Source organism: Mesorhizobium sp. P3_B5 (genome assembly GCF_056402815.1).
On the sequence record NZ_JBFUGR010000002.1, the window covers coordinates 512,224 to 535,042 of the forward strand.

The 22,819-nt window shown below is 63.6% G+C and carries 21 protein-coding genes; 10 read left to right on the top strand and 11 right to left on the bottom strand.

The window, feature by feature from the left end; all coding sequences use genetic code 11:
* Positions 1 to 35: 35 nt before the first annotated feature.
* The 3 genes from AC1DVW_RS07420 to AC1DVW_RS07430 form a co-directional block, all read right to left on the bottom strand.
* Positions 36 to 692 (bottom strand): HAD family hydrolase, encoded by a 657-nt coding sequence (locus AC1DVW_RS07420; RefSeq protein ID WP_477322161.1) that lies wholly within the window; start codon positions 690 to 692, stop codon positions 36 to 38.
* Positions 692 to 1,177: a dUTP diphosphatase gene (gene dut, locus AC1DVW_RS07425; RefSeq protein WP_477322163.1), complete on the bottom strand. Its 486-nt coding sequence runs from the start codon at positions 1,175 to 1,177 to the stop codon at positions 692 to 694. Before dut ends, AC1DVW_RS07420 begins: the two co-directional genes overlap by 1 nt.
* An 86-nt stretch (positions 1,178 to 1,263) precedes the next feature.
* Complete coding sequence (locus AC1DVW_RS07430; protein WP_477241312.1) at positions 1,264 to 1,734, bottom strand: Lrp/AsnC family transcriptional regulator; 471 nt, start codon at positions 1,732 to 1,734, stop codon at positions 1,264 to 1,266.
* A 117-nt stretch (positions 1,735 to 1,851) separates the two neighbouring features.
* Here AC1DVW_RS07430 and AC1DVW_RS07435 point away from each other — a divergent pair, with 117 nt between their 5' ends.
* The 3 genes from AC1DVW_RS07435 (at position 1,852) to AC1DVW_RS07445 (ending at position 4,621) form a co-directional block, all read left to right on the top strand.
* On the top strand, positions 1,852 to 2,106 hold the full coding sequence (locus AC1DVW_RS07435; protein ID WP_477241314.1) for a DUF6356 family protein: 255 nt from the start codon (positions 1,852 to 1,854) through the stop codon (positions 2,104 to 2,106).
* Between the two features lie 13 nt (positions 2,107 to 2,119).
* Positions 2,120 to 2,920 (top strand): class II glutamine amidotransferase, encoded by an 801-nt coding sequence (locus AC1DVW_RS07440; RefSeq protein WP_477322165.1) that lies wholly within the window; start codon positions 2,120 to 2,122, stop codon positions 2,918 to 2,920.
* A gap of 327 nt (positions 2,921 to 3,247) precedes the next feature.
* On the top strand, positions 3,248 to 4,621 hold the full coding sequence (locus tag AC1DVW_RS07445; RefSeq protein ID WP_477322167.1) for an amidase: 1,374 nt from the start codon (positions 3,248 to 3,250) through the stop codon (positions 4,619 to 4,621).
* Here AC1DVW_RS07445 and AC1DVW_RS07450 read toward each other — a convergent pair.
* Positions 4,615 to 5,682 (bottom strand): NAD(P)/FAD-dependent oxidoreductase, encoded by a 1,068-nt coding sequence (locus AC1DVW_RS07450; RefSeq protein WP_477322169.1) that lies wholly within the window; start codon positions 5,680 to 5,682, stop codon positions 4,615 to 4,617. The two genes, AC1DVW_RS07445 and AC1DVW_RS07450, sit on opposite strands and share 7 nt — an antisense overlap.
* A gap of 126 nt (positions 5,683 to 5,808) precedes the next feature.
* Between AC1DVW_RS07450 and AC1DVW_RS07455 the strand changes: the two genes are divergently transcribed.
* A complete protein-coding gene (locus AC1DVW_RS07455; RefSeq protein ID WP_477241321.1) occupies positions 5,809 to 7,416 on the top strand; it encodes a peptide chain release factor 3 in 1,608 nt (535 codons plus the stop codon).
* A gap of 52 nt (positions 7,417 to 7,468) precedes the next feature.
* Here the strand turns inward: AC1DVW_RS07455 and AC1DVW_RS07460 are convergent, their stop codons facing one another.
* The 3 genes from AC1DVW_RS07460 to AC1DVW_RS07470 form a co-directional block, all read right to left on the bottom strand.
* Positions 7,469 to 7,936: a VOC family protein gene (locus AC1DVW_RS07460; RefSeq protein WP_477241323.1), complete on the bottom strand. Its 468-nt coding sequence runs from the start codon at positions 7,934 to 7,936 to the stop codon at positions 7,469 to 7,471.
* Positions 7,937 to 7,987: 51 nt separating this feature from the next.
* Positions 7,988 to 8,515 (bottom strand): SRPBCC family protein, encoded by a 528-nt coding sequence (locus AC1DVW_RS07465; RefSeq protein WP_477322171.1) that lies wholly within the window; start codon positions 8,513 to 8,515, stop codon positions 7,988 to 7,990.
* A gap of 81 nt (positions 8,516 to 8,596) precedes the next feature.
* Positions 8,597 to 8,941, bottom strand: coding sequence for an ArsR/SmtB family transcription factor (locus AC1DVW_RS07470; protein ID WP_477275630.1), 345 nt, complete (start codon positions 8,939 to 8,941; stop codon positions 8,597 to 8,599).
* A gap of 198 nt (positions 8,942 to 9,139) precedes the next feature.
* Between AC1DVW_RS07470 and ilvD the strand changes: the two genes are divergently transcribed.
* Complete coding sequence (ilvD, locus tag AC1DVW_RS07475) at positions 9,140 to 10,984, top strand: dihydroxy-acid dehydratase (protein WP_477322173.1); 1,845 nt, start codon at positions 9,140 to 9,142, stop codon at positions 10,982 to 10,984.
* A gap of 164 nt (positions 10,985 to 11,148) precedes the next feature.
* Here ilvD and AC1DVW_RS07480 read toward each other — a convergent pair whose 3' ends face one another.
* Complete coding sequence (locus AC1DVW_RS07480) at positions 11,149 to 12,903, bottom strand: ABC transporter ATP-binding protein (RefSeq protein ID WP_477322648.1); 1,755 nt, start codon at positions 12,901 to 12,903, stop codon at positions 11,149 to 11,151.
* Between the two features lie 236 nt (positions 12,904 to 13,139).
* On the opposite strand from AC1DVW_RS07480, the gene AC1DVW_RS07485 reads away from it, so the two are divergent.
* Positions 13,140 to 14,420, top strand: coding sequence for an amidohydrolase family protein (locus AC1DVW_RS07485; RefSeq protein ID WP_477322175.1), 1,281 nt, complete (start codon positions 13,140 to 13,142; stop codon positions 14,418 to 14,420).
* A gap of 114 nt (positions 14,421 to 14,534) precedes the next feature.
* Positions 14,535 to 15,458 carry a DMT family transporter gene (locus AC1DVW_RS07490; RefSeq protein WP_477241333.1) on the top strand — a complete coding sequence of 308 codons (924 nt, stop codon included), beginning with the start codon at positions 14,535 to 14,537 and terminating at the stop codon, positions 15,456 to 15,458.
* An 18-nt stretch (positions 15,459 to 15,476) separates the two neighbouring features.
* Here the strand turns inward: AC1DVW_RS07490 and AC1DVW_RS07495 are convergent, their stop codons facing one another.
* Entirely contained in the window at positions 15,477 to 16,379 is a 903-nt protein-coding gene (locus AC1DVW_RS07495) for a phosphotransferase (RefSeq protein WP_477322177.1), read from the bottom strand.
* A 107-nt stretch (positions 16,380 to 16,486) separates the two neighbouring features.
* Here AC1DVW_RS07495 and AC1DVW_RS07500 point away from each other — a divergent pair, with 107 nt between their 5' ends.
* Positions 16,487 to 17,119, top strand: a complete 633-nt coding sequence (locus AC1DVW_RS07500; RefSeq protein WP_477322179.1) for a class I SAM-dependent DNA methyltransferase — start codon at positions 16,487 to 16,489, stop codon at positions 17,117 to 17,119.
* A gap of 2 nt (positions 17,120 to 17,121) precedes the next feature.
* Here the strand turns inward: AC1DVW_RS07500 and AC1DVW_RS07505 are convergent, their stop codons facing one another.
* Positions 17,122 to 19,563 (bottom strand): GcvT family protein, encoded by a 2,442-nt coding sequence (locus AC1DVW_RS07505; RefSeq protein WP_477322180.1) that lies wholly within the window; start codon positions 19,561 to 19,563, stop codon positions 17,122 to 17,124.
* Positions 19,560 to 20,444, bottom strand: coding sequence for a phosphotransferase (locus AC1DVW_RS07510; RefSeq protein ID WP_477322182.1), 885 nt, complete (start codon positions 20,442 to 20,444; stop codon positions 19,560 to 19,562). Before AC1DVW_RS07510 ends, AC1DVW_RS07505 begins: the two co-directional genes overlap by 4 nt.
* A 410-nt stretch (positions 20,445 to 20,854) precedes the next feature.
* On the opposite strand from AC1DVW_RS07510, the gene AC1DVW_RS07515 reads away from it, so the two are divergent.
* Both AC1DVW_RS07515 and AC1DVW_RS07520 read left to right on the top strand, forming a co-directional pair.
* Positions 20,855 to 21,631, top strand: a complete 777-nt coding sequence (locus AC1DVW_RS07515; protein ID WP_477322184.1) for a DeoR/GlpR family DNA-binding transcription regulator — start codon at positions 20,855 to 20,857, stop codon at positions 21,629 to 21,631.
* A gap of 83 nt (positions 21,632 to 21,714) precedes the next feature.
* Complete coding sequence (locus AC1DVW_RS07520) at positions 21,715 to 22,641, top strand: LysR family transcriptional regulator (RefSeq protein ID WP_477241345.1); 927 nt, start codon at positions 21,715 to 21,717, stop codon at positions 22,639 to 22,641.
* Positions 22,642 to 22,819 lie beyond the last annotated feature (178 nt).

Consider the following 22,819-nt stretch of genomic DNA (forward strand, 5'->3'; position numbering starts at 1 on the left):
CAATCGAGGCGTACAGCCTTGGGCTGACGGTCAGATCATTGGATCGGCACCAGCCCCGCGAGCTCGCGCATGTCATCGAACAGGATGCCGCCGGCTTCAGCCAGCCCGTCGCGGTCGGAGAGCGGATCGCCATGATAGGAAAACACCCGCATGCCGGCGGCGATGCCGGCTTGCGTTCCGGCGACGCTGTCTTCGATGACGATGCAATCGGCGGGCGCAAACCCCATCGTTTTCGCCGCGTGCAGGAAAAGGTCTGGGAACGGCTTGCCGCGACCGACCATGGTCGAGGAAAACAGCGCATGCTCGAACAGCGGCAGCAGCCCGGTCTGGCCGAGCGTGATGTGCATCTTCGACACCCGTGCCGAAGTGGCAACGCAATAGGCGATGCCGGCAGCCCGCACGGCTTCGACAAACTCCCGGACATAGGGGACAGCTTCCACGCCATGAGCAAACAGGTCCGGCAGGCCGGCATTCCAGCGGTCGACGAAATCGGCGCCGAGGCTGACGCCGGTCGCTTCGACCTCCTTCTGCACCGACACCATGCTGCGGCCGGAAAAATTCTTGCGGCAGTATTCGAAGCTTGTGGGATAGCCGGCGGCGGTCAGCCATTCGGCGAGGCGTCGATTGGCGAGATTCTCAGTATCGACCAGGATCCCGTCGCAATCGAAGATAACCAGTTTGGGTAGGGACATCAGGCCGTGCCGGTCGATCCGAAGCCGCCGGAGCCGCGCGCCGTGCCGCCGGCCAACGTGCGCTCCTCGACCGCCGCTTGCACCACCGAGGCAAAGACGATCTGGGCGATGCGCATGCCGCGCGTCACGGCAAAATCCTCATCGCCGAGATTGATCAGCAACACCTTCACCTCGCCGCGATAGTCGCTGTCGATGGTGCCCGGCGTGTTGAGAACGGTCAGCCCGTGCTTGAAGGCGAGGCCCGAACGCGGCCGGACCTGGCCTTCCATGCCTTCGGGAATTTCCAGGATCAGCCCGGTCGGCACCAAGGCGCGTTTGCCCGGCAAGATCAGCAGCGGCCGATCGTCGGGGACGGCGGCGCGCAAATCCATGCCGGCGGCGCCGGTGCTCTCATAGGCTGGAAGCGGTAAACCCTCACCATGCGGCAACCTGACGAAGCCGACGGAGGGACCGATGACGGAGGAGTTTTGGAGGGCTGCGCGCATAAAATCGATCCTATCGGCGCGAACGGCGATTCGGTCAATTCGTCCGCAACGCTATCAACGGCTTTCTTTGTGGCGTCACCGAGACCTCAACGCAGTTCCACCGGAACGACCGTCGTCTCCTTGATCTCTTCCATGACGAAGGATGCCGAGACATCCGACAACGCCACCTTGGCGATCAGCCGCTGGTAGAGCCGGTCATAGGCCTTTACGTCGGCGACGCGAGCCCGCAGCACATAGTCGAGATCGCCGGACATGCGGTAGACGCCGGTGATCTCGGAAAAGCCGGTCACCGCCGCTCGAAACTTCTGCAGCCAGTCCGGGTCATGGTTGGAAGTGCGGATCAGGATGAACACCGAAAGCCCGAGCCCGAGCTTGTCGGCATCGACCAGCGCCACCCGGCCGGTGATGACGCCGTCTTCCTCCAGCCGCTTCACCCGCCGCCAGCAGGCATTGCGCGACAGCGATATCTTTTCCGACAGCTGGTCGACCGACAGCGTACCGTCGCGTTGCAGCTCGGCCAGCAATCTGCGGTCGATTTCATCGATTCCCACTGACATGTGGGATATTTGTCCCAACAATTGGCCTGATACAAGGACAATTTGAGACAAGTGAACCAGATGGTCATGTCAGGATACTCATCATCGGGTCTTCATGCCCGACAGGAGGGGACCAACATGACGGCACGGCTTGCACGACTTTTCACCTCTCACCCGGCAGCGGTGGGCGAGAGCTATTTCGGCCATATGGCATTTGCCGCGTGGTTCTCGTCGCGACTGTTCCTGGCGGCAGGTGCTGCGCTCATTCACGCTTTCTTGCCGTTTATGTTCGATTCTACGGCAAGCCGAATCGTCCGCGAGCTTTACGAGCGGACGCACAACAGAGGCTCGCACGCGACCAAGGAACCGACGGCTCTTCCGGATCGTGCCTAGAGGACGATAAGCAATGTGCCGATGGGCGGCCTATCTTGGCGAAGCGGTCTTCCTCGAAGACATTGTCACCGCGCCCTGCCATTCGCTGATCGCCCAGAGCCATTGCGCCCAGGAAGCGAAGTCGCCGACCAATGGCGACGGTTTCGGCCTCGCCTGGTACGGCGATCGGCCCGAGCCCGGCCTCTACCGTGACATCCTGCCGGCCTGGTCGGACCCCAATCTGAAGAGCCTGTGCCGGCAGATCAAATCCGGTCTGTTTCTCGCCCATGTCCGCGCCTCGACCGGCGGCGCCACCAGCCGCATGAACTGCCACCCTTTCATTTCCGGCCGCTGGTCGTTCATGCACAATGGCCAGATCGGCGGCTTCGAAAAAATCCGCCGCACACTGGAGAATTCACTCTCCGACGCCGTCTTCGACCAGCGCGAAGGCACCACCGATTCCGAACTCTTTTTTCTCTTGATGATCGACGAGGGCCTGTCCGACGATCCACAAGGCGCCGTGTCGCGCGCCACCAGCCGCGTCGTCGATGCCTCGCGCCGCGCCGGAATTGAGCCGGCTTTGAAACTCACCGCGGCCTTCTCGGATGGCGTGTCGCTCTATGCCGTCCGCTATGCCAGCGACAATCACGCACCGACGCTCTACACCTCCACCTTCGGCAAGGGCACCGGCCGCTGCATCGTCTCGGAACCCTTCGACCGCGACGGCGGCGACTGGCAGGCGATCCCGCCCTCGAGCTTCGTCACCATGACCATATCAGGCATCACCATCCGCGCGTTCGTGCCCGCCGCAGCCAAGCTGGCGCTGGTCGGCTAGGGCATAGTTCAGGTCGCATTCCTTCGCGCCCCCCTCTGTCCTACCGGACATCTCCCCCACGGGGGGGAGATTGGATGTCACCGCGGTTTTCGCGAATCTCCAACGTCTAAAAGAATGGCGCGGCCGGCCAAGCTGCCGATCTCCCCACCCGTGGGGGAGATGTCCGGCAGGACAGAGGGGGGCGCCGTAGAGCGCTGACCCAACCGACCTCCGCAGCGCAATTCCGATCAAGCGCTGCCAAGGTTCAAATGCTGAACTCTGCTTGAAGCCGCGCTGCAATCCGCCATTTTGGCAAGGAGTGCGGCCAGCAAGCCGGAGCATTTGATCATGAACCCCGTTTTCTCTTCGACAATTGATCTCGCTGCCGCGATCCGTGACCGGAAAATCTCCGCCCTCGAAGCGCTGGATGTCCATCTGGCGCAGATCGACGCGCAGAATGAGGCGGTGAACGCAGTCATCAACCTCGACAGGGAAGGGGCGCGAGAGCGCGCGAAAAAAGCCGACGCAGCGCAGGCGCGCGGCGACGCCGTCGGTCCATTGCACGGCGTGCCGTTCACGCTGAAGGACACCCACGAAACCGCAGGCATGAAGACCACGGTCGGCTTTCCACCCTTTGCCGACTATGTAGCCAAGGAGGATAGCCCGGTCGTTGCCCGATTGAAGACTGTCGGCGGTGTGCTGATGGCCAAGACCAATGTGCCGACCATGCTCTCCGACTGGCAGTCGAACAATCCGCTGTTCGGCCGCACCAGCAATCCGTGGAACCGCGCGCGCACGGCGGGTGGCTCCAGCGGCGGCGCGGCGGCTGCCGTTTGCTCGGGCATGACGCCTTTCGATGTCGGCACCGACATGCAGGCTTCGATCCGCCTGCCGGCTGCGTTCTGCGGCGTCTATGGCCTCAAACCCACCGAGCACCGCATCTCGCTGGCCGGCGCCTTTCCCGATCCGGGCGGCGCTGCGCGCAGCGTGCGGCTGATGTCCTGCCTCGGCCCGCTGGCGCGGACCGTCGACGATCTGGCGCTGATCTACAAAATCATCGCCGGGCCGGATGGACGCGACACCGACCTTGCGGCTGTACCGGTAGAGGACATCCCGGCGGTCGACCTCAAGACACTGCGTATCGCCTTCGCTCCTGCCTTTCCAGGGTTTCCGGTGGCTGCCGCCATCAGCGCCGCTGTCGAAACTCTGGCAAGGCAACTCGCGACCGCAGGCGCGACCGTCGAAGAAGCAGAACTCCCAGAACTCGACCTGCACGACGATCTGGCCGAGGGCGGAGCACTGATCGGCATGATGCTGGAGGCCGCACAGCCGCAGCCATCCGAGCAGCCGACGCCGGTGTCGCGATGGTTTGAAGCGCTCGCTCGTCGCGACAGGTCGATCCTGGCCTGGGACCGGGGTTTCGAAAACTGCGATGCCTTGTTGTGCCCGGTCGCCATGACCACGGCTTTTGCGCATTGCGAGCCGGGGACGCCGATCGCGGTCGATGGCAAGGAGCAAAGCTACTGGATGCTGCCGGCCTATGGCGCGGTGTTCAACTATTCCGGCCATCCGGCGCTGACGATACCCGGCGGGCAGGACCGCGATGGCTTGCCCATCGGCCTGCAGCTGGTCGGCAAGCGCTGGTCTGAGGCGCGGCTGCTTGGCATCGCCAAGGCGATGGAGCCGCTGACCGGCGACTTTCGCCGTCCGCCCGGCTATTGAGCGAAACGCGACAGGCCGTAAGGCGCAAGCAGCGGGTCGCGCTCGCCGTCGAGGATTTCGCGGGTAGCGAACAGGCCGACGGCCGGCGCCAGGGTGATGCCGGAATGCATGACCGCGACATAGACGCCGGCGACACTTTCGGCGCGGCCAATGATCGGAAAACCGTCGACCGGATTGGGGCGATAGCCGACCGTGTGGAAATTCAGTTCCAGTCCGTCGGCGCCGCGCAAGGCTGCCTTCATTGCCGCGAACAAGTCGCGCGCCGTGGCGTCAGGGTTTTCGCCCGGATCGCCGCCGGCGAAATCCGAGCCGGCGATGATGCGGCCCTCTGCTGTCTGGCGCATATGCAGCTTCTCGGCGTGCACCAGGCCGTTGAGCAGCTTTTTGTAAGGCCGCGAGTGGACAATCAGGCCGGCCGGTGTCTCGATCGGCAGCTTGATGCCGGTGGTCGACGAGATGGCCGGTGCGCCGGCGCCGGCTGCGATCACCACCTCGTCGGCGGCCATCGTCTCGCCCGAAATGACCACGCCTGTCACTTTGCCGTTGAACAGAGCCAGCCTGTCGACGATTCCCGTGACCACCCGTGCGCCGCGCCGTTCTGCATCAGTCAGCAACGCCTTGGCCGCCGCAACCGGCTCGGCCACGCCTTCCTCCGCGACATAGACAGCGAATTCCGGAGGCTCGACCAGGTTGGGCTCGATCTGCGCCGCGCGCTCGCGGCCAACGCGTTCGATGCCGTAGCCCCATGAAGAGTGTTCAGCCGCATAGGCTTCGAGCCTGTCGGCCGGCAGATCGAAGCATAGGCCGCCGCACCAGGCGAGCGGCAGGCCGGGCAGCTCATTTGCCAGCCGTTTCCACTCGGCCATGGCGCGGATGCGCAGCCGGAAATAGATCTCGGGATTGCCCCAGCTGGCGTTGATCCAGGCAAAGGAGTTCGGCGTCGCGACGCCACCTGCGCCGCTCTCTGAGATCACCGTCACCTGCGCGCCGGCCTTGCTGAGATGCCGGGCGATGGAGGCGCCGATGATGCCGGCGCCGATGACGATGACTTGCTTGCTCATGCTGGACCTTTGCCGGATTGGCCCTTCTGATGCCATTGCGGCGGCCTGATCTCAAGACCCGGCAAGGAGGCTGCGGCCAAAACTGTTCGACAGGCCGGAAAAGCGCTGCTAGAAGCCCGCCACCACATGGGATTCCACAAATTGGCTGAAGACATCACGCAGGCGGTGGCGCGCCGCCGCACCTTCGCGATCATCGCGCACCCCGACGCCGGCAAGACGACGCTCACCGAAAAGCTGCTGCTGTTCGGCGGCGCCATCCAACTTGCCGGTGAGGTCAAGGCCAAGAAGGACCGCATCCAGACCCGATCCGACTGGATGAAGATCGAGCGCGAGCGCGGCATTTCGGTCGTCACCTCGGTGATGACCTTCGAGTATGAGGACAATGTCTTCAACCTGCTCGACACGCCCGGCCACGAGGATTTCGCCGACGACACCTATCGCACGCTGTCGGCGGTCGATAGCGCTGTCATGGTCATCGATGCCGCCAAGGGCATCGAGCCGCGCACGCTGAAGCTGTTCGAGGTCTGCCGCCTGCGCGACATCCCGATCATCACCTTCATCAACAAGATGGACCGCGAAAGCCGCGACCCGTTCGAAATCCTCGACGAAATCGAACAGAAGCTGGCGCTGGATACCGCGCCGATCACCTGGCCGATCGGCCGCGGCAAGACCTTTTCCGGCACCTATCATCTGTCGCAGAACGCCGTGCGCCGGGGCGACGCGGAGAAGGACCGCACACCGGTCAACGGCCCCGATTCCAACCGCGTCGCCGGACTGCTGCCGGAGAACGAGCGCGAAGCCTTCATCGAGGAGCTGGAGCTCGCGCGGGAAGCTTGCCGACCCCTTGATATTGACGCCTTTCGCGAAGGCCATCTGACGCCGGTCTATTTCGGCTCGGCGCTGCGCAACTTTGGCGTCCGCGACCTGATCGAGGCGCTCGGCAACTACGGTCCGCCGCCGCGCGCGCAGGAGGCCGACACCCGCAAGGTCGAGGCCACCGAGGACAAGATGACCTCGTTCGTTTTCAAGATCCAGGCCAACATGGATCCGAACCACCGCGACCGCATCGCCTTCGTCCGCGTCTGCTCCGGCAAGCTCGAGCGCGGCATGAAGGCCAAGCTGGTGCGGACCGGAAAGCCGATGAGCCTGTCGGCGCCGCAATTCTTTTTTGCCCGCACCCGCGTCACCGCCGACGAAGCCTTTGCCGGCGACGTCGTCGGCATTCCCAACCACGGCACGTTGCGCATCGGCGACACGCTGACCGAGGGGGAGGAAATCCTGTTCAGAGGCGTGCCGAATTTCGCTCCGGAAATCTTGCGCCGCGTTCGCCTCGGCGACGCGATGAAGGCCAAGAAGCTTAAGGAAGCGCTGCACCAGATGGCCGAGGAGGGCGTCGTGCAGCTGTTCTCGCCCGAGGATGGCTCACCGGCCATCGTCGGCGTCGTCGGCGCGCTGCAGCTCGACGTGCTGAAGGAGCGGCTGAACTTCGAATATACGCTGCCGGTCGAATTCGAGATGTCGCGCTTTTCCGTCTGCCGCTGGATTTCGGCCGACGACAAGGCCGAGGTCTACCGCTTCATCGAGGCGCATCGCGGCGACATCGCCCGCGACCTCGACAACGACCCGGTGTTTCTGGCCCAGCACGCCTTCTCGCTCAACTACGAAGCCGAGCGCTGGAAGGCGATCCGGTTTGCCGCGATCAAGGATTATCAGGTCCGCGACAAGGCGGCGTAAAGTGCACTCTTCCCTTCTCCCACAAGGGGAGAAGGGGAAGAGCGCGCGGTGCTCAGCCTCTTGCCGCCTCTTCGATCTTGGCGATGTCGATCTTGCCCATCTGCATCATCGCATTCATCGCCCGGCCGGCCTTGGCCTGGTCCGCATCCCCAAGCAGGCGCGGCAGCTGTTCCGGCACGACTTGCCAGGAAACGCCGAACTTGTCCTTCAGCCAGCTGCAACGGCCGGGTTCGCCGCCTTCGGTCAGCCTGTCCCAGAAATGGTCGACCTCTTCCTGGTTCTTGCAGTCGATCGAAAGCGAGATCGCCTCGGTGAATTTGTATTGCGGTCCGCCGTTAAGCGCCAGGAACGGGACGCCATCGAGTTCGAACGAGGCCACCAGCACCTTGCCTTCGAGAGCGTGGCCCTTGGGCCAGCGCGTTGTGCTCAGCACCTTCGAATTCTTGAAGATGGATATGTAGTGGTTCATCGCTTCTTCGGCCTGGTCGTCGAACCACAGGAAGGTGGTGATCTTTTGCATCGTCGTTCTCCTCGGTGTTTAGGGTTGCGGCGGCTTCTTTTGGGGGAAGGGTCAAGCGGCGCCCTTCGCGGCGTCCTGCAGGGAAGCGAGATAGGAATCGAGCTGGGCGCAGCTGTCGGCCATGCCGCTGGTCATGCCGGTGCCGAGCGCGCCGTCGCGCGCCGCCTGCGAGGCGTAAAGCACCGTCTGCGTCAGCAGCGTTTTGCCGGTGTGATCGGCAAAGGTCACCGTTCCAATCGTCTCGCCACCGGTCCAATCCTCGTCGAACAGTTCGGTGGCGACGATCCGGCTCGGCCGCACGATCTCGCGATAGGCTCCGCTCATGCCCATGCTGCGACCGTCGCGGTGTTGCCAGACATAGCGTGTCGCGCCGCCCACCCTGAGGTCGATTTCGCACACCGCCAGCCGCCAGCCGTCGGGGCCGTGCAGCCAGCCTTTCAAAAGCTCCGGCACGGTCCAGCAGTCGAAGACCATCGGCCGCGGCGCATCGAAGATGCGGGTGATCTGGACTTCACGGTCGCTCGGCGTGGTCACGGTCAATGTCGCAACGGTCGAGCCGGGCAAGGTGGTGGTGCTCACGATTGTCCTCCTGCGCTTGTCTGTTTGCCCAAGGACGTCCGGCCAACTGTCGATCCGACACGGCCCTTGATTTTCTTTCGGCTATTGGCCGGCCTCGCCGGGAGCCTTTTCGGCCTGCATGGCGCCCAGCAGGGCGTCGAGGCGCTGGAAATTGCCTTCCCAGATCTTTCGGTAGCGCTCCAGCCAGTCATTGGCTTCGGCCAGCGGCTTCGCCTCCAGCCGGCACGGCCGGCGCTGCGCGTCGCGGCCGCGTGAAATCAGCCCCGCGGCTTCCAGCACTTTCAGATGCTTGGAGATCGATGGCTGGCTCATCGCGAACGGTTTGGCCAGTTCCATCACCGAGGCCTCCCCCTGGATGAGGCGGGCAAGGATCGCGCGGCGCGTCGGATCGGCAAGCGCGGCAAAGGTGGCGTCGAGCTGGTTCATTTCACGTCCATAGCCAATTAGATATATACCTATTTGGCTATATACAGCTGAACGCCCCTCGTCAACCCGCTTGCGCCATGCGCTCTGGCGCATCGCAAAATTGTGGCCATACCAGATTGTGGCGTCTATAACGCCTGCGGTCCGAATTCAGCGCCGCCGCGCCAGCCATCGAGCGCAGCCAGCCACCAAGGAAAAAATATGCCTGCCTATCGTTCCCGCACCACCACCCATGGCCGCAACATGGCCGGCGCCCGCGGTCTCTGGCGCGCCACCGGCATGAAGGATTCCGATTTCGGCAAGCCGATCATCGCCGTCGTCAACTCCTTCACCCAGTTCGTGCCGGGTCACGTCCATCTCAAGGACCTCGGCCAGCTGGTTGCGCGCGAGATCGAGAAGGCCGGTGGCGTCGCCAAGGAATTCAACACCATCGCCGTCGATGACGGCATCGCCATGGGCCATGACGGCATGCTCTATTCGCTGCCGTCGCGCGAGCTGATCGCCGACTCGGTCGAATACATGGTCAACGCCCACTGCGCCGATGCCATGGTCTGCATCTCCAATTGCGACAAGATCACGCCGGGCATGCTGATGGCGTCGCTGCGGCTCAACATCCCGACCGTCTTCGTCTCCGGCGGCCCGATGGAAGCCGGCAAGGTGGTGCTCGCGGGGAAGACGCAGGCGCTCGATCTGGTCGATGCCATGGTCGCTGCCGCCGACGACAAGATCTCCGACGAGGACGTCAAGGTCATCGAGCGCTCGGCCTGTCCGACCTGCGGCTCCTGCTCTGGCATGTTCACCGCCAATTCGATGAACTGTTTGACCGAGGCGCTCGGCCTGTCGCTGCCCGGCAATGGCTCGACGCTGGCGACGCACGCCGATCGCAAGCGCCTGTTCGTCGAGGCCGGCCATCTGATCGTCGATCTCGCCCAGCGCTATTACGAACAGGACGACGAGACCGCGCTGCCACGCAACATCGCCTCTAAGGGCGCCTTCGAGAACGCAATGACGCTCGACATCGCCATGGGCGGCTCGACCAACACCGTGCTGCACATCCTGGCCGCCGCCCACGAGGGCGAGATCGATTTCGATCAGGACGATATCGACGCGCTGTCGCGCAAGGTGCCTGTGCTGTGCAAGGTGGCGCCGGCCAAGTCCGACGTGCACATGGAGGACGTCCACCGCGCCGGCGGCATCATGGCCATTCTCGGCCAGCTCGACAATGCCGGCCTGATCAACCGCGATTTGCCGACCGTACATACGTCGACGCTCGGCGAGGCGCTCGACCATTGGGACATCTCCCGCATTTCGAGCCAGAGCGTACGCGACTTCTTCCTGGCCGCACCGGGCGGCGTGCCGACGCAGGTTGCCTTCAGCCAGGACCGCCGCTGGGACAAGCTCGATCTCGACCGCGAGAAGGGCGTCATCCGGTCAGTCGAGCATCCTTTCTCCAAGGACGGCGGCCTCGCCGTGCTGAAGGGCAATCTGGCGCTCGACGGCTGCATCGTGAAGACCGCCGGCGTCGATGAATCGATCCTGAAGTTCACCGGCCCGGCCCGGGTCTTCGAAAGCCAGGACGCCAGCGTCAAGGCGATCCTGTCCAACGAGATCAAGGCCGGCGATGTCGTCGTCATCCGCTACGAAGGGCCGCGCGGCGGGCCCGGCATGCAGGAAATGCTCTACCCCACCAGCTATCTCAAGTCGAAAGGCCTCGGCAAGGCCTGCGCACTGGTCACCGACGGCCGCTTCTCCGGCGGCACGTCGGGCCTGTCGATCGGCCATGCGTCGCCGGAAGCGGCGGAAGGCGGTCTCATCGGACTGGTGCAGGAAGGCGACACGATCGAGATCGATATCCCGAACCGCAGCATCCGCCTTGCCGTAGACGATGCCGAGCTGGCCACACGCCGCGCGGCAATGGAGGCCAAGGGCACTGCTGCCTGGAAGCCCGAGGAAAAGCGCAAGCGCAAGGTGACGACCGCCTTGCGCGCCTATGCCGCGATGGCGACGAGCGCGGCAAAGGGTGCGGTAAGGTTCGTGCCGGAGTAGCGCGCTCTTACCTTCTCCCCTTGTGGGAGAAGGTGGCCGAGCGAAGCTCGGTCGGATGAGGGGTGTTCCAGCTTGGCACCAACCGCACTCCCTCCAGCACCCCTCATCCGTCTTGGCGCTGCGCGCCAATCCACCTTCTCCCACAAGGGGAGAAGGGAAGGGCGCTACGGCATCAGCTGATATTCATAAAGCTTCTGGTAAAGCCCACCCTGACTGAGCAGTGTCTTGTGCGGGCCGCTTTCAACCACTTTGCCGGCTTCCAGGACCACGATCGTATCGGCCTGATGCACGGTCGACAGCCGGTGCGCGATGACAATCGTGGTGCGCCCCACCGTCAGCTGCTGCAGCGCATCGCGGAACAGCGCTTCCGATTCCGCGTCGAGCGCGCTGGTCGCCTCGTCCAGCAGCAGGATCTCCGCGTTGCGCAACATGGCGCGGGCGATCGAGATCCGCTGGCGCTGACCACCAGACAGCATGCCGCCATTCTCGCCGACTTCCGTGTCATAACCGTTCGCCTGGGCAGTGATGAAGGTGTGGGCATTGGCGGCCTTGGCGGCGGCGATCACCTCTTCGTCAGTCGCGTCCTGGCGGCCGAGGCGGATGTTGTGCATGATCGTGCCGGCAAACAGGAACGTGTCCTGGCTGACATAGGCAATCTTTTCTCGAACCGAGCTGAGCGTTGCGCAGGAGATATCCTGGCCGTCGAACAGCACCTTGCCGCTCTGCGGATCGTACATGCGCATGATCAGGTTCAGCATGGTTGACTTGCCGCTGCCGGAAGGTCCGACCAGTGCCGTCATCCTGCCGGGCTCGATAGTCAGGTTGAACTGCTCGAGCACCGGTTGGCCTTCCTGATAGACAAAGCCGACATCATGGAACGTGATTTCGCCTGGCCCCGCCTTGAGCGGCTGTGCATCAGGCTTTTCAGCCAGCGTCAGCGGCCGGTCCGCTAGTTGGAACATCATTCGCACTCCGACGATGCCGGTTTCTAGCGATATGCGTACGCGCGCCAGACGCTTGGCCGGTTCATAGGCAAGCAGCAGTGCCCCGATGAAGGCCATGATGTTACCCGGCATCTGGCCGCCCTGCAGGACCAGGAAGCCGCTGACCAGCACGGAGCCGGAGATCGCCAGCCCTGCGAGCGTTTCCATCACCGGGCTGGTGGCGGCTTCCAGCGTGGCGATGTTGTTGGCGCGGTTCTCGACGTCGGAAACCGCTTTGTACATGCGCCCGCGCATCGCCCCTTCGAGATTGAAGGATTTGACGACCCGCACGCCGATCGCGGTTTCCTGCATGATCTGCACGATCTGGCCGATCGAACGGAACTCCATTGCGGCAATGTTCCGGACTCGCTTCAGGATGCGGTTGACGCCGTAGATGGCCAGGGGGCCGATGATGAAGCAGATCAAGGACAGCGCCGGTTGCTGCCAGATCATGACCAGCACCAGGACAACCAAGGTCACCAGGTCCCGCACATAGGACGTGACGATGAGGTCGAGCACGTTGCGTGCCGCCTGCGCATTGTTGGTCATGCGGTTGATCAGATCGGACGACGAGGTCGAATGGTAGAACTCGATGCCTTGCGCCAGGATACGGTCATAGATCTTGCGCTGCCGCTCGGCGATGATGCTGTTGCCGACGCGGCTCATGCAGTAGGCTTGGACGAAATTGGCGACGCCCTTGAGAATGAAGATCGCGGCGACCGCGGCTGCTATCAGGTTAATGCGGTCGAGTCTCTTGTAGATCACGAATTCGTTGGTGATCTCACGCAGAATCCAGGCGCTTGCCCCGGTCATGCCTGCCACCACCAGCATCGACGCGATGGCAGCGGCGTACCCAAACCTGTGCTGGTGGAACGATTCCCGCAGCAGCCTCACGATAAGGCGCTGGTTCTCCATCGAGCGCTCGTCGCGTTTCAGGAATTTCAAATCCGGAGCCACACGGGATTCCATGGTTTGCTGCGCATGATCCCGAAATTCGTCGCTGCGCTGCGCGCCACTGGTGCGAACTTCGGATTCGCCGGTTAGGACGAAAGGCGGCTTATAGAGCCAGTTGCATCAGGATGGAACCTTTCGCCACGATTGAAAGAAACGGCTGCGGCAAGCTGTCTTTTGCGCCACCATGGTCGGGTGATTCTGAAAAGGGATGACGACAGATGAATTTCGACCTTGTTGTGCGCGGCGGCACGCTGCCCGACGGCACCATTGCCGACATCGGCATCGTCGGCGAGACGATCGCTGCGATCGGGCCCGACCTCGACGTTACGGCGGGTACCGCTATCGACGCCCGGGGCAATCTGGTCTCGCCGCCCTTCGTCGATCCGCATTTCCACATGGACGCGACGCTCTCCTACGGCATTCCGCGCATCAACGTCTCAGGCACGCTGCTGGAAGGCATTTCGCTGTGGGGTGAGCTGAAGCCGCTGCTGACGCATGAGGCCGTGCGCGACCGCGCGCTTGCCTATTGCGACTGGGCTGTGTCGATGGGCCTGCTCGCCATCCGCACTCATGTCGATGTCTGCGACGATCGCTTGCTGGCGGTGGAAGCCTTGCTCGATGTGAAGAAAACGGTCGCGCCCTATATCGACCTGCAGCTGGTCGCCTTCCCGCAGGACGGGCTTTACCGCTCGCCGACGGCGCACCAGAACACGCTGCGGGCGCTCGACCTCGGTGTCGACATTGTCGGCGGCATCCCGCATTTTGAGCGCACCATGGCCGACGGCACGCGCTCGGTGACGGAACTCTGCGAAATCGCGGCCAGTCGCGGCTTGATGGTCGATCTGCATTGCGACGAGACTGACGACCCGCTGTCGCGCCATATCGAGCAACTGGCCTACGAGACGCAGCGCCTTGGCCTGCAAGGCAGGGTGGCCGGCTCGCACCTCACCTCGATGCATTCGATGGACAATTACTATGTCTCGAAGCTGTTGCCGCTGATCGCCGAGGCCGGCGTTTCGGCCATCCCCAATCCGCTGATCAACATCATGCTGCAGGGTCGCCACGATACGTTTCCCAAGCGCCGTGGCCTGACCCGCGTCAAGGAGATGCTGGCCATGGGCATCCGCGTCGGCTGGGGCCAGGATTGCGTGCTTGACCCCTGGTATTCGCTGGGCACCGCCGACATGCTCGACGTCGCCTTCATGGGCCTGCACGTCGCCCAGATGTCGAGCCCGGCCGACATGGCCCGTTGTTTCGACATGGTCACCAACGTCAACGCCGCCATCATGGGCCTCGATCATCTCGGCCTTGCCGTCGGCAAGCGGGCCAGCCTCGTCATCCTCGACGCTGGCAACCCGATCGAGGCCTTGCGCCTGCGTGCCGAACGGCTTTGCGTCATCGCCAGGGGCAAGGTGGTGGCGCAGCGGACCAGGCAGGACACCCGGCTGTCGATTCCCGGAAGGCCCGGAGAGGTGAACCAGCGGCACAAAACCGCTTGAGATCACCCATTTCCGGCGCTGGTCTTACCGATTTTTCGCTTTTCCGCCTCGCCAAGGCTGCCGCTTGTGTCTACGACGCGGTTCACCCTACGCATGGCAGGAACCGGCAAAGGCATGGCGCAGCCAACAGCCCAGAATTCGACGATCAGGAACGTTCTCGTGGCCGGCATCCTGCTGATGCTGGCCGGCGATTTCCTGTTCGCGTTGAACGACGCCATGGGCAAATGGCTGGTCGCCAGCTTTTCCGTCGGCCAGGTCGTGCTGATCCGCTCGGTCGGCGCCTTTTTCGTGCTCGGGCCGATGATTGCAAATCAAGGCGCCGGCAAACTGTTTCGCATGGAACGGCTGGAGCTGCAGGTCTTGCGCGTGGTGGCGACGACGCTCGACACCGCCTTGTTCTACGCCGCCGTCGTCTATCTGCCGCTTGCCGATGTGATGAGCTTCTACATGGCGGGGCCGATCTATGTCGCGGCGCTGTCGCATTTCCTGCTCGGCGAAAGGGTCGGTTGGCGCCGCTGGGCGGCGATCCTGGTCGGCTTCTGCGGCGTGCTGATCATGCTGAAGCCGTCCTCGGCGGCGTTCTCGCAGTCCGCGGTGTTCGCGCTGGTCGGCAGCATTGCGTTTGCCTTCGCCATCATCCTCAACCGCCGCCTGCGCGGCACCAGCGACACCAATCTGGTGACGTGGCAGACCATCGGCACGCTGTTGGTCGGCGGCGCGATGACCATCGGCAGCTGGCAGACACCGTCAGCGCTCGATTTCGGCGCCATGCTGCTGCTCGGCATCGTCTCCTGCGGCGCGCATCTGATGATCACCAGGGCGCTGAAGCTGGCACCGGCCTCGACGCTGGCGCCGCTGCACTACACGCTGTTGTTGTGGGCGGTCGTCTTCGGTCTGGTGTTCTTTGGCGACGTTCCCGGCCCGCGCATCCTGATCGGCTCGGCCATCGTCGTGTTCGCGGGCCTGTTCATCTTCCATCGCCAGAAAGTGGTCGAGACAGTCGTGCCGCCCGAGAACGTGCCGAAGGGCGTGAATTGAGGTCCAGATTTCTGGTACTTAGCCCCGACGCACCGCCGCCAGATGGCGGGAAAACTCAGGCGTCTCCATCAACGCCTTGCAGCGCGCAAACCGTCCGTCGGCATAGGCGCGAAAGTCGTCGACGGGATTGTTGTTGGCAAGCTGGATCAACCCCCACAGCGTCCACAACAGATCGCACATCGCCTTGTAGATGATGATGCGGCCGCGCTCGGCCGGTTTTGCCTCGCCGCCAAAATAGGCATACATCATCTCGTCGTCCTGTGCCGTGTCGAATTGTCCTTCGACACTGAGGTCGCCGAGATCCCAGAGCGGGTCGTTCATGCCCGAATATTCCCAGTCGACGATCCACATCCGCTCTCCCGTATCGAGAAAGTTCTCGCACAGCGGGTCGCAATGGCAGGCGGCGAGGGGAAGCGGATGGGCGGCAAGTGCGGCGCGTACCGTGCCGGCCTCGCGCACGACGTCGTGGTAGCCGGCGGGCAAGGCGACATCCTTCTTCGACAGCACTTTCAGATAATCGTCGATCATCGCAAACAGCTCGAAGCGGAAGGGAAACACCGCTCCGGAGCCGTGCAATGCGCGAAAGGCCTTGCCGGCGCGCGCGGGACTGCCCGGCCGTGTCCTGAATTTCTCCGGCGACATCGTCTCGGCGCCGGCGATGAAGCGCGTCACCATTACCCCGGTCCCTTGGTCGACATGCAGCACTTCGGGGCTGACCCCGGCCTTTGCCGCCTCGCGCGCCGCGACCGCCTCGTTGGCGCGGTTTATATATTCCTCTGTGCCTTTGCCGGGAATGCGCAGACAGAAGTCGCCGGCCTTGAAGACGAGATTGGTGAGGCCGCCAAGCCGCTCCAGCGGCCCGTCATAGCCTGCCAGCAGCGGAATGCCCTTGAGCGTTGCGCGCGCCTCGTCGACCACCATGCGTGAGCCCCCTCATGCCATTATTGTCGCCACGACGGTTCCACAGTTTTCGCCGTTTGGCTATCATCTGATAGAATGTGGCGTACAGACCGGCGGACGGAGTGGCGATGACGGACGGCAAACATCATGGCACGCTCGGCGCCGCCTATGCGGCGAAACGGCCTGAAGAGGTGGCGGCGCTCTACGATCGCTGGGCCGATACCTACGATGCCGACATGTCGGCGGCCGGCTACCGCCATCCGACGATCTGCCTTGCCTTGCTTGCCCGCCATTTGCCGCGCGGCGCAGCCCCTCTGCTCGATGCCGGCGCCGGCACCGGGCTGATCGGCGAATGGCTGACCATTACCGGCTACCCACAAGTCGAGGCGCTCGACATCTCGCAAGGCATGCTGGACAAGGCGGCCGCCAAGGGCGTCTATACGGCGCTCCACTGCCTGGCGATGGGTGGGCCATTGCCCTTCGCGGACGACGCCTATGCCGGCATCGTCTCCGCCGGCGTCTTCACCTCCGGCCATGTCGGCGCCGAAGGGCTGGACGAGCTGATCCGCATCTGCAGGCCGGGCGGCGTCATCGTGCTGACGGTCAAGAACACGCTGTGGGAAGCGGGATTTTCCGCGCGCATTGCCGAGCTGGCAGCGCAAGGCATCGTCGTCCGCGCCGAGGAAACGCCGCCTTACGTTTCCATGCCGGGCGAGGCGGATACCGTGCCCAGTCGTGGCATCGCGCTCCGCGTGAGCTGAATCTACGCTTTGATCTTTTCTTCAGCCGCGTCGTACAGCGGCTGCAGATGGATTTTTGCCGGCGTCCGCTCCATCGCCACCACCAGCTCGTAGTCGCCGGTGGCGAGGAAATCGTCACTGACGCCGTCGGCGCTGCGCACATAGCCAAAACCGATGTTCTTGCCCAGCGTGTAGCCATAGCCGCCGCTGGTGAGATAACCGACCGGCTCGCCGTTGCGCAGAATCGTCTCGCGGCCGACCAGCACGATCTCGGGATCGTCGACCGTGAAGCCGGCAAAGCGTTTCTTCAGCGCCGCGCCATTGAGCTGCTCAAGTGCCCGCCGGCCGACGAAATCGGTGTTCTTCCTGAGCTTCACCGCCCAGCCAAGGCCGGCCTCTTGCGGCGTGTCATTGGGGGTGATGTCGGAGCCCCAGGCGCGATAGCCCTTTTCCAGCCGCAGCGATTCCAGCGCCCGGTAGCCGACCGGCCGGATGCCGTGCTTCTCGCCTGCCGCCATTAGCGCATCGAAGATTTCGCCCGTCGCTGCGATCGGCACATGCAATTCCCAGCCGAGCTCGCCGACATAGGTGACGCGCAGCGCCCGCACTGTGTGGCCGGCAATGGCAATCTCGCGCACATGGCCGAACGGGAAGCCCGCGTTCGACACATCGGCGTCGGTCACTGCGGCCAGCACGTCGCGTGCCCTGGGACCCATCAGCGACAGCGTGCCGAAATCCTCGGTGACATCGGTCAGCGTCACGTCGAGCCCATCGCCGAAATGATCGCTGATCCATGACGAATCATGCGTGCGAAAACCGGTGCCAGTGACGATGTAGAATTTCTCCTCGGCCAACCGCGCTACGGTGAGATCCGCCTCGATGCCGCCGCGTGTGTTGAGCAGTTGCGTGTAGGTCAACCGTCCCGCCGGTTTGCTGACGTCGTTGGCGCAGATCCAGTCCAGCGCCTTCAGCGCATCGGCACCGGTCATCTCGTATTTGGCAAACGATGACTGGTCGAAAATGCCGACGTGCTCGCGCACATGCCGGTGCTCGTCGCCGACCGGAGCAAACCAGTTTTGCCGGCCCATCGAATAGACGTCCCTTGGTTCGACGCCCTCCGGCGCGAACCAGTTAGGCCGTTCCCAGCCGAGCTTCGAACCGAACACGCCGCGATGCTGTTTCAGTCGCTCGTAGAGCGGCGAGACGATGCGCGGCCGGCCTGAGGAATATTCCTCATGCGGGAAGCCGATCGTGTAGTGCTTGCCATAGGCCTCCAGCGTGCGGTCGCAGACCCATTGCCGGTCGCGGTGCAGGTTGGAGAAGCGCCTGATATCGACCACCCACAGGTCGAGCGGCGCCTCGCCGTCGACCACCCATTGCGCCAGCACCCAGCCGGCGCCACCGCCCGACGCGATGCCGAAGGCGTTGAAGCCGGCGCCGACGAACATGTTGACGCATTCGGGTGCCGTGCCGAGGATGAAATTGCCGTCTGGCGTAAAACTCTCCGGCCCGTTGATCATCTGCTTGACGCCGACCGTCTCGAGCGCCGGAACCCGCGCGATCGCCTGGGTCATGTGCTGCTCGAAATGATCGTAGTCGTCGTCGAACAGCCGGAACTCCCAGTCGTCGGGCACGTCACCCGTCGTCCAGGCCTGCGGGTTCGGCTCATAGCCGCCCATCACCAGCCCGCCGACCTCCTCCTTGAAATAGGTGCGCCGGTCAGGGTCACGGATCGTCGGCGCATCGGTCGACAGTCCCTCGATCTTTTCAGTGATGATGTACTGATGCTTCACCGGCTGCAGCGGCACGTTGATGCCGGCTAGGGCGCCCACTTGCCGCGCCCATTGCCCGGCACAGTTCACCACCTTGTCGCAGGCAATATCGCCCTTGCTGGTCTTCACCGCGGTGATGCGGCCGCCCTTCATCTCGAAGCCGATGACACGGACATCCTCGAACAGTTTGGCGCCGTGCATGCGCGCGCCCTTGGCCAGCGACTGCGTGATGTCGGAGGGGCTCGCCTGCCCGTCGGTCGGCAGCCACGAGGCGCCGACCAGATCGCCGGTTTCCAGCAGTGGCCACATTTGTTTCACCTCGGCCGGCGACAGCAATTGCATGTCCATGCCGAAGCTTTTCGCCGTCGTCGCCAGCCTTTTGTACTCGGTCCAGCGATCGGCATTGGTGGCGAGGCGCAGGCAGCCAGTCATCTTCCAGCCGGTGGCCAGTCCGGTTTCCGCCTCCAGCCCCTTGTAGAGATCGACCGAATATTTGAGCACGCGCGTGATCGAGGCCGACGAGCGCAACTGACCGACCAGCCCGGCGGCGTGCCAGGTCGAGCCCGAGGTCAGCTTGCCCTGTTCGAGCAGCACGACATCGGCCTTGTGGTCGCGGGCCAGGTGATAGGCCGTCGAACAGCCGATGATGCCGCCGCCGATGACGACGATCCCGGCGCGCGTAGGCAAAGTCATGCGTGTATCCCGTATTTTGTTCTGTAGTTTTCCAGCGCGGCGTCGAGCCGCATCAGGTTTTCTTCGGTGTAGGCGACATAGTCGATGCCGGGCGCGTCGAGATAGAGCTCGGAAACCATGCTCCACATCGCCTCGCGCAGCAGCGACGCGCATTGCATGGCGGCGTGCGAGCGGCGGATCGCCTCGTCCGGTTCCTTCATGAAATAGGCGGTGAGGAAGGCGAAGGATACCTCGTCACTCATCTCGGCATTCGAGGCGACGCCGGCAAGGTCGAACATTGCCGTGTTGAAGCCGGCATATTCGAAGTCGATCAGCCACAACCTGCTGCCGTCGTCGAGAATATTAGCCGGCAAGAGATCATTGTGACCAAAGACGATCGGCAGCAGTTTCTGCGCCCGTTCGAGTTCGTCCGCGAGCGTCAGAAGGCGCGGCAAGTCGCCCCGCTTGCGGCTGCCACCTTCTTCCAGCGTGCGCGCATAGTCGCGAATGACGTGGAACACCCAGAACATGAAGCCGGCGCCGGAGATGTGATTGGGCATTTCGCGGTGGAAGCCGCGCATCAGGGCGGCGACCCGGCCGATATTGCTGCGGACGTCTTCGGCGACATAGGTCTTGGCGCCGAGAAACTCCGTCACCATGATGCCGGGTTCGGCATAGCGGACGGCCGGCGCGAAGCCGGCGGCGTGCGCGGCCCGCGCCGTCATCACCTCGCGCTCGCGAAACACGTGGTGGAACGGATAGTCCTGGCCGAAGCGCACGACATGTCGCCCGGCCGCGTCCTTGACCAGATAGTTGGCGTTGCTGAGGCCGCCCGGCAGCGGCGCGATATCGATGCTGCCGGTCCAGCAGGGCAGGGCGCGGATGCGGTCTTCAGCAGTCACGGGACCATCCCTGGTTTGGCTGAGCTTTGATAAAGCGCCACTGACAGCGCGACGATCGTGGGGAGAAACGCAAAAATCTCGTCGGTGCGGGACGCCAGGATTGGTATCCCGCACCGCACCGACGAGCCCCTTGGCCAGGTTCTTAATACCCGCCATCCGCCCCCGCGGATCTGAAAAATCCTTGCACCAGGCACATTCCAGACGATCTGGTCTGTAAGTTGCGGCTCTGCCATCACCCTCTCGTGGCAGTTCCGAGCCTGTCACGCCTTGATCTCACGTCAGTGTTGTCCGGCTGTCAATAAAAAGTTGTGACTTTTTTTGGGTGTTTTGCCCGAAAGCACAAGCAATTGCTTTAAAACAGTTTGAATTACCTTAGAATCGGTCAAAAGGGCAAAAACCGGAAAGGCCACATGATCCATTCGAAGCGGCATGGCGAAATCCTGCGCCTCCTCAAGGAGGAAGGCACAATCAGCATCGCCAGCCTGGCCGATCGGCTGGGTGTGTCGCTGGAAACCGTGCGCCGCGACGTCAAGCCGCTAACGGGCGATGGCTCGATCCTGAAGATGCATGGCGCCATCGGCCTGCCCTCGATGGCCGGTGAGGCACCGTTCGAGCGGCGCATGCGCGACAATGCGGACGCCAAGCGCATGATCGCTCGCATGGTCGCCGCCACCATCCGCGACGGCGAATCGATCATGCTCGACACCGGCACGACGACGTCTTTCCTCGCCCGCGAACTGCTCGGCCACCGGCGGCTGACGGTCGTCACCAATTCGTCCGACATCGCCCGCACTTTGGCCACCGTCAACGGCAACAAGGTCTACATGGCCGGCGGCGAATTGCGCAGCGATTCAGGTGCTGCTTTCGGAGTCTCGGCCATCGAATTCGTCAGCCGCTTTTCCGTCAACCATGCGGTGATCTCCACCGGTGCCGTCGATGCCGTCACCGGCGTCATGGACTATGATCTGGAAGAGGCGGAGTTCGCCCGCATGGTGCTGTCGCGCGGCCAGCGCTCGCTGGTCGTCACCGACCACACAAAATTCGGCCGCCAGGGTCTGGTCCAGGTTTGCGGCTTCGACGACTTTTCCGAACTCGCGACCGACAGGCCGCCGCCGCGCGACATCGCTGCGGCTCTCGCACAAGCCGGCGCGCGGCTCAGCATCGCTGGTGGCGAAACCGGCCCCTGATCTGCGAAAGTTGGCGATTGGGCGCCGACGCCCTTCTGATCGCCCCACTTCCCAGCGTCGCCTTAGCCGTGTTTAGTCCGGCCATGGCTTTCACCATCCGCCAGTTGCAGTTCTTCATCGCCGTCGCCGAGCAGGGCACGGTGTCGGGCGCCGCGCAGAACCTGTCGATCTCGCAATCGTCGGTCACCGAGGCGATCAAGGAGCTTGAAAGCGATCTCGGCGTCGAACTGTTCGAGCGCCACCCGCGCGGCCTCAACATAACCCACAAGGGTCATCAGTTCCTGCGCCACGCGACCAAGATCCTCGCCGACGTTTCCGATGCGCGTCGCTCCTTCTCCGGCGACCAGATGGTGGCGGGCGGCCGGCTGCAGCTCGGCGTAACCTCGCTGGTTGCCGGCTATGTGCTGTCCGACCTGCTCGCCCGCTACCGCCGCGCCTATCCGGGCGTCGAGGTTTCGGCCATCGAGGACAATGGCGACTACCTCGAACATCTGCTGATCGGCGGCAAGCTCGATATCGCCGTCATGGTCACCTCGAACCTGCGCGACCGCACCGCGCTGCAATCGGAAATCCTCGAAGTCTCGGCCTACCGGCTGTGGCTGCCGCTCGGCCATCCGCTGGCCAGCGCCGACATTATCGGCATCGGCGACATTGCCGGCGAGCCGCTGATCATGCTGACCGTCGACGAAATCGAGGAAAACACCGGCAAGCTGCTGGCGGCGATCGGCGCCAAGCCGCATGTCGCTTTTCGCACCCGTTCGGTCGAGGCGGTGCGCAGCCTTGTCGCCACCGGCGCCGGCGTGGCGCTGCTGCCGGATCTCGTCTACCGGCCATGGTCGCTGGAAGGCGACCGCATTGAATCGCGCGATATTTCCGGCTCCCTGCCGGTGGTGCAGGTCGGCATGGTCTGGCGGCGCGGCTCCGGCCTGCCGCAGGCGGCGCGCGACTTCATCGGCCTTGCCCAGTCGCAGCGCATGGTCCGCCAGCGGCCCGACAAGGTTGGGCGCTGATATATCGGAAAAACCGATATCGCCCTTCTGATAAATGAATTTGCGAAACCGGCAGTTTCACAGCACTTTGTCTGTCAGGAACCAAAACCGCCGTCAGAGCGGCATGCGTCCATCGGACGAGCTGACTTTTTCAGTCCGCGCGTGACCCTAGCGAAGACCGAAACCGGCTTCGGGTCAG

Bases quoted from the DNA above. Each gene is read 5' to 3' on its own strand.
- AC1DVW_RS07420 (WP_477322161.1), bottom strand. From the start codon at position 692: ATGTCCCTACCCAAACTGGTTATCTTCGATTGCGACGGGATCCTGGTC.
- dut (WP_477322163.1), bottom strand. From the start codon at position 1,177: ATGCGCGCAGCCCTCCAAAACTCCTCCGTCATCGGTCCCTCCGTCGGC.
- AC1DVW_RS07430 (WP_477241312.1), bottom strand. From the start codon at position 1,734: ATGTCAGTGGGAATCGATGAAATCGACCGCAGATTGCTGGCCGAGCTG.
- AC1DVW_RS07435 (WP_477241314.1), top strand. From the start codon at position 1,852: ATGACGGCACGGCTTGCACGACTTTTCACCTCTCACCCGGCAGCGGTG.
- AC1DVW_RS07440 (WP_477322165.1), top strand. From the start codon at position 2,120: ATGTGCCGATGGGCGGCCTATCTTGGCGAAGCGGTCTTCCTCGAAGAC.
- AC1DVW_RS07445 (WP_477322167.1), top strand. From the start codon at position 3,248: ATGAACCCCGTTTTCTCTTCGACAATTGATCTCGCTGCCGCGATCCGT.
- AC1DVW_RS07450 (WP_477322169.1), bottom strand. From the start codon at position 5,682: ATGAGCAAGCAAGTCATCGTCATCGGCGCCGGCATCATCGGCGCCTCC.
- AC1DVW_RS07455 (WP_477241321.1), top strand. From the start codon at position 5,809: ATGGGATTCCACAAATTGGCTGAAGACATCACGCAGGCGGTGGCGCGC.
- AC1DVW_RS07460 (WP_477241323.1), bottom strand. From the start codon at position 7,936: ATGCAAAAGATCACCACCTTCCTGTGGTTCGACGACCAGGCCGAAGAA.
- AC1DVW_RS07470 (WP_477275630.1), bottom strand. From the start codon at position 8,941: ATGAACCAGCTCGACGCCACCTTTGCCGCGCTTGCCGATCCGACGCGC.
- ilvD (WP_477322173.1), top strand. From the start codon at position 9,140: ATGCCTGCCTATCGTTCCCGCACCACCACCCATGGCCGCAACATGGCC.
- AC1DVW_RS07485 (WP_477322175.1), top strand. From the start codon at position 13,140: ATGAATTTCGACCTTGTTGTGCGCGGCGGCACGCTGCCCGACGGCACC.
- AC1DVW_RS07490 (WP_477241333.1), top strand. From the start codon at position 14,535: ATGGCGCAGCCAACAGCCCAGAATTCGACGATCAGGAACGTTCTCGTG.
- AC1DVW_RS07495 (WP_477322177.1), bottom strand. From the start codon at position 16,379: ATGGTGGTCGACGAGGCGCGCGCAACGCTCAAGGGCATTCCGCTGCTG.
- AC1DVW_RS07500 (WP_477322179.1), top strand. From the start codon at position 16,487: ATGACGGACGGCAAACATCATGGCACGCTCGGCGCCGCCTATGCGGCG.
- AC1DVW_RS07505 (WP_477322180.1), bottom strand. From the start codon at position 19,563: ATGACTTTGCCTACGCGCGCCGGGATCGTCGTCATCGGCGGCGGCATC.
- AC1DVW_RS07515 (WP_477322184.1), top strand. From the start codon at position 20,855: ATGATCCATTCGAAGCGGCATGGCGAAATCCTGCGCCTCCTCAAGGAG.
- AC1DVW_RS07520 (WP_477241345.1), top strand. From the start codon at position 21,715: ATGGCTTTCACCATCCGCCAGTTGCAGTTCTTCATCGCCGTCGCCGAG.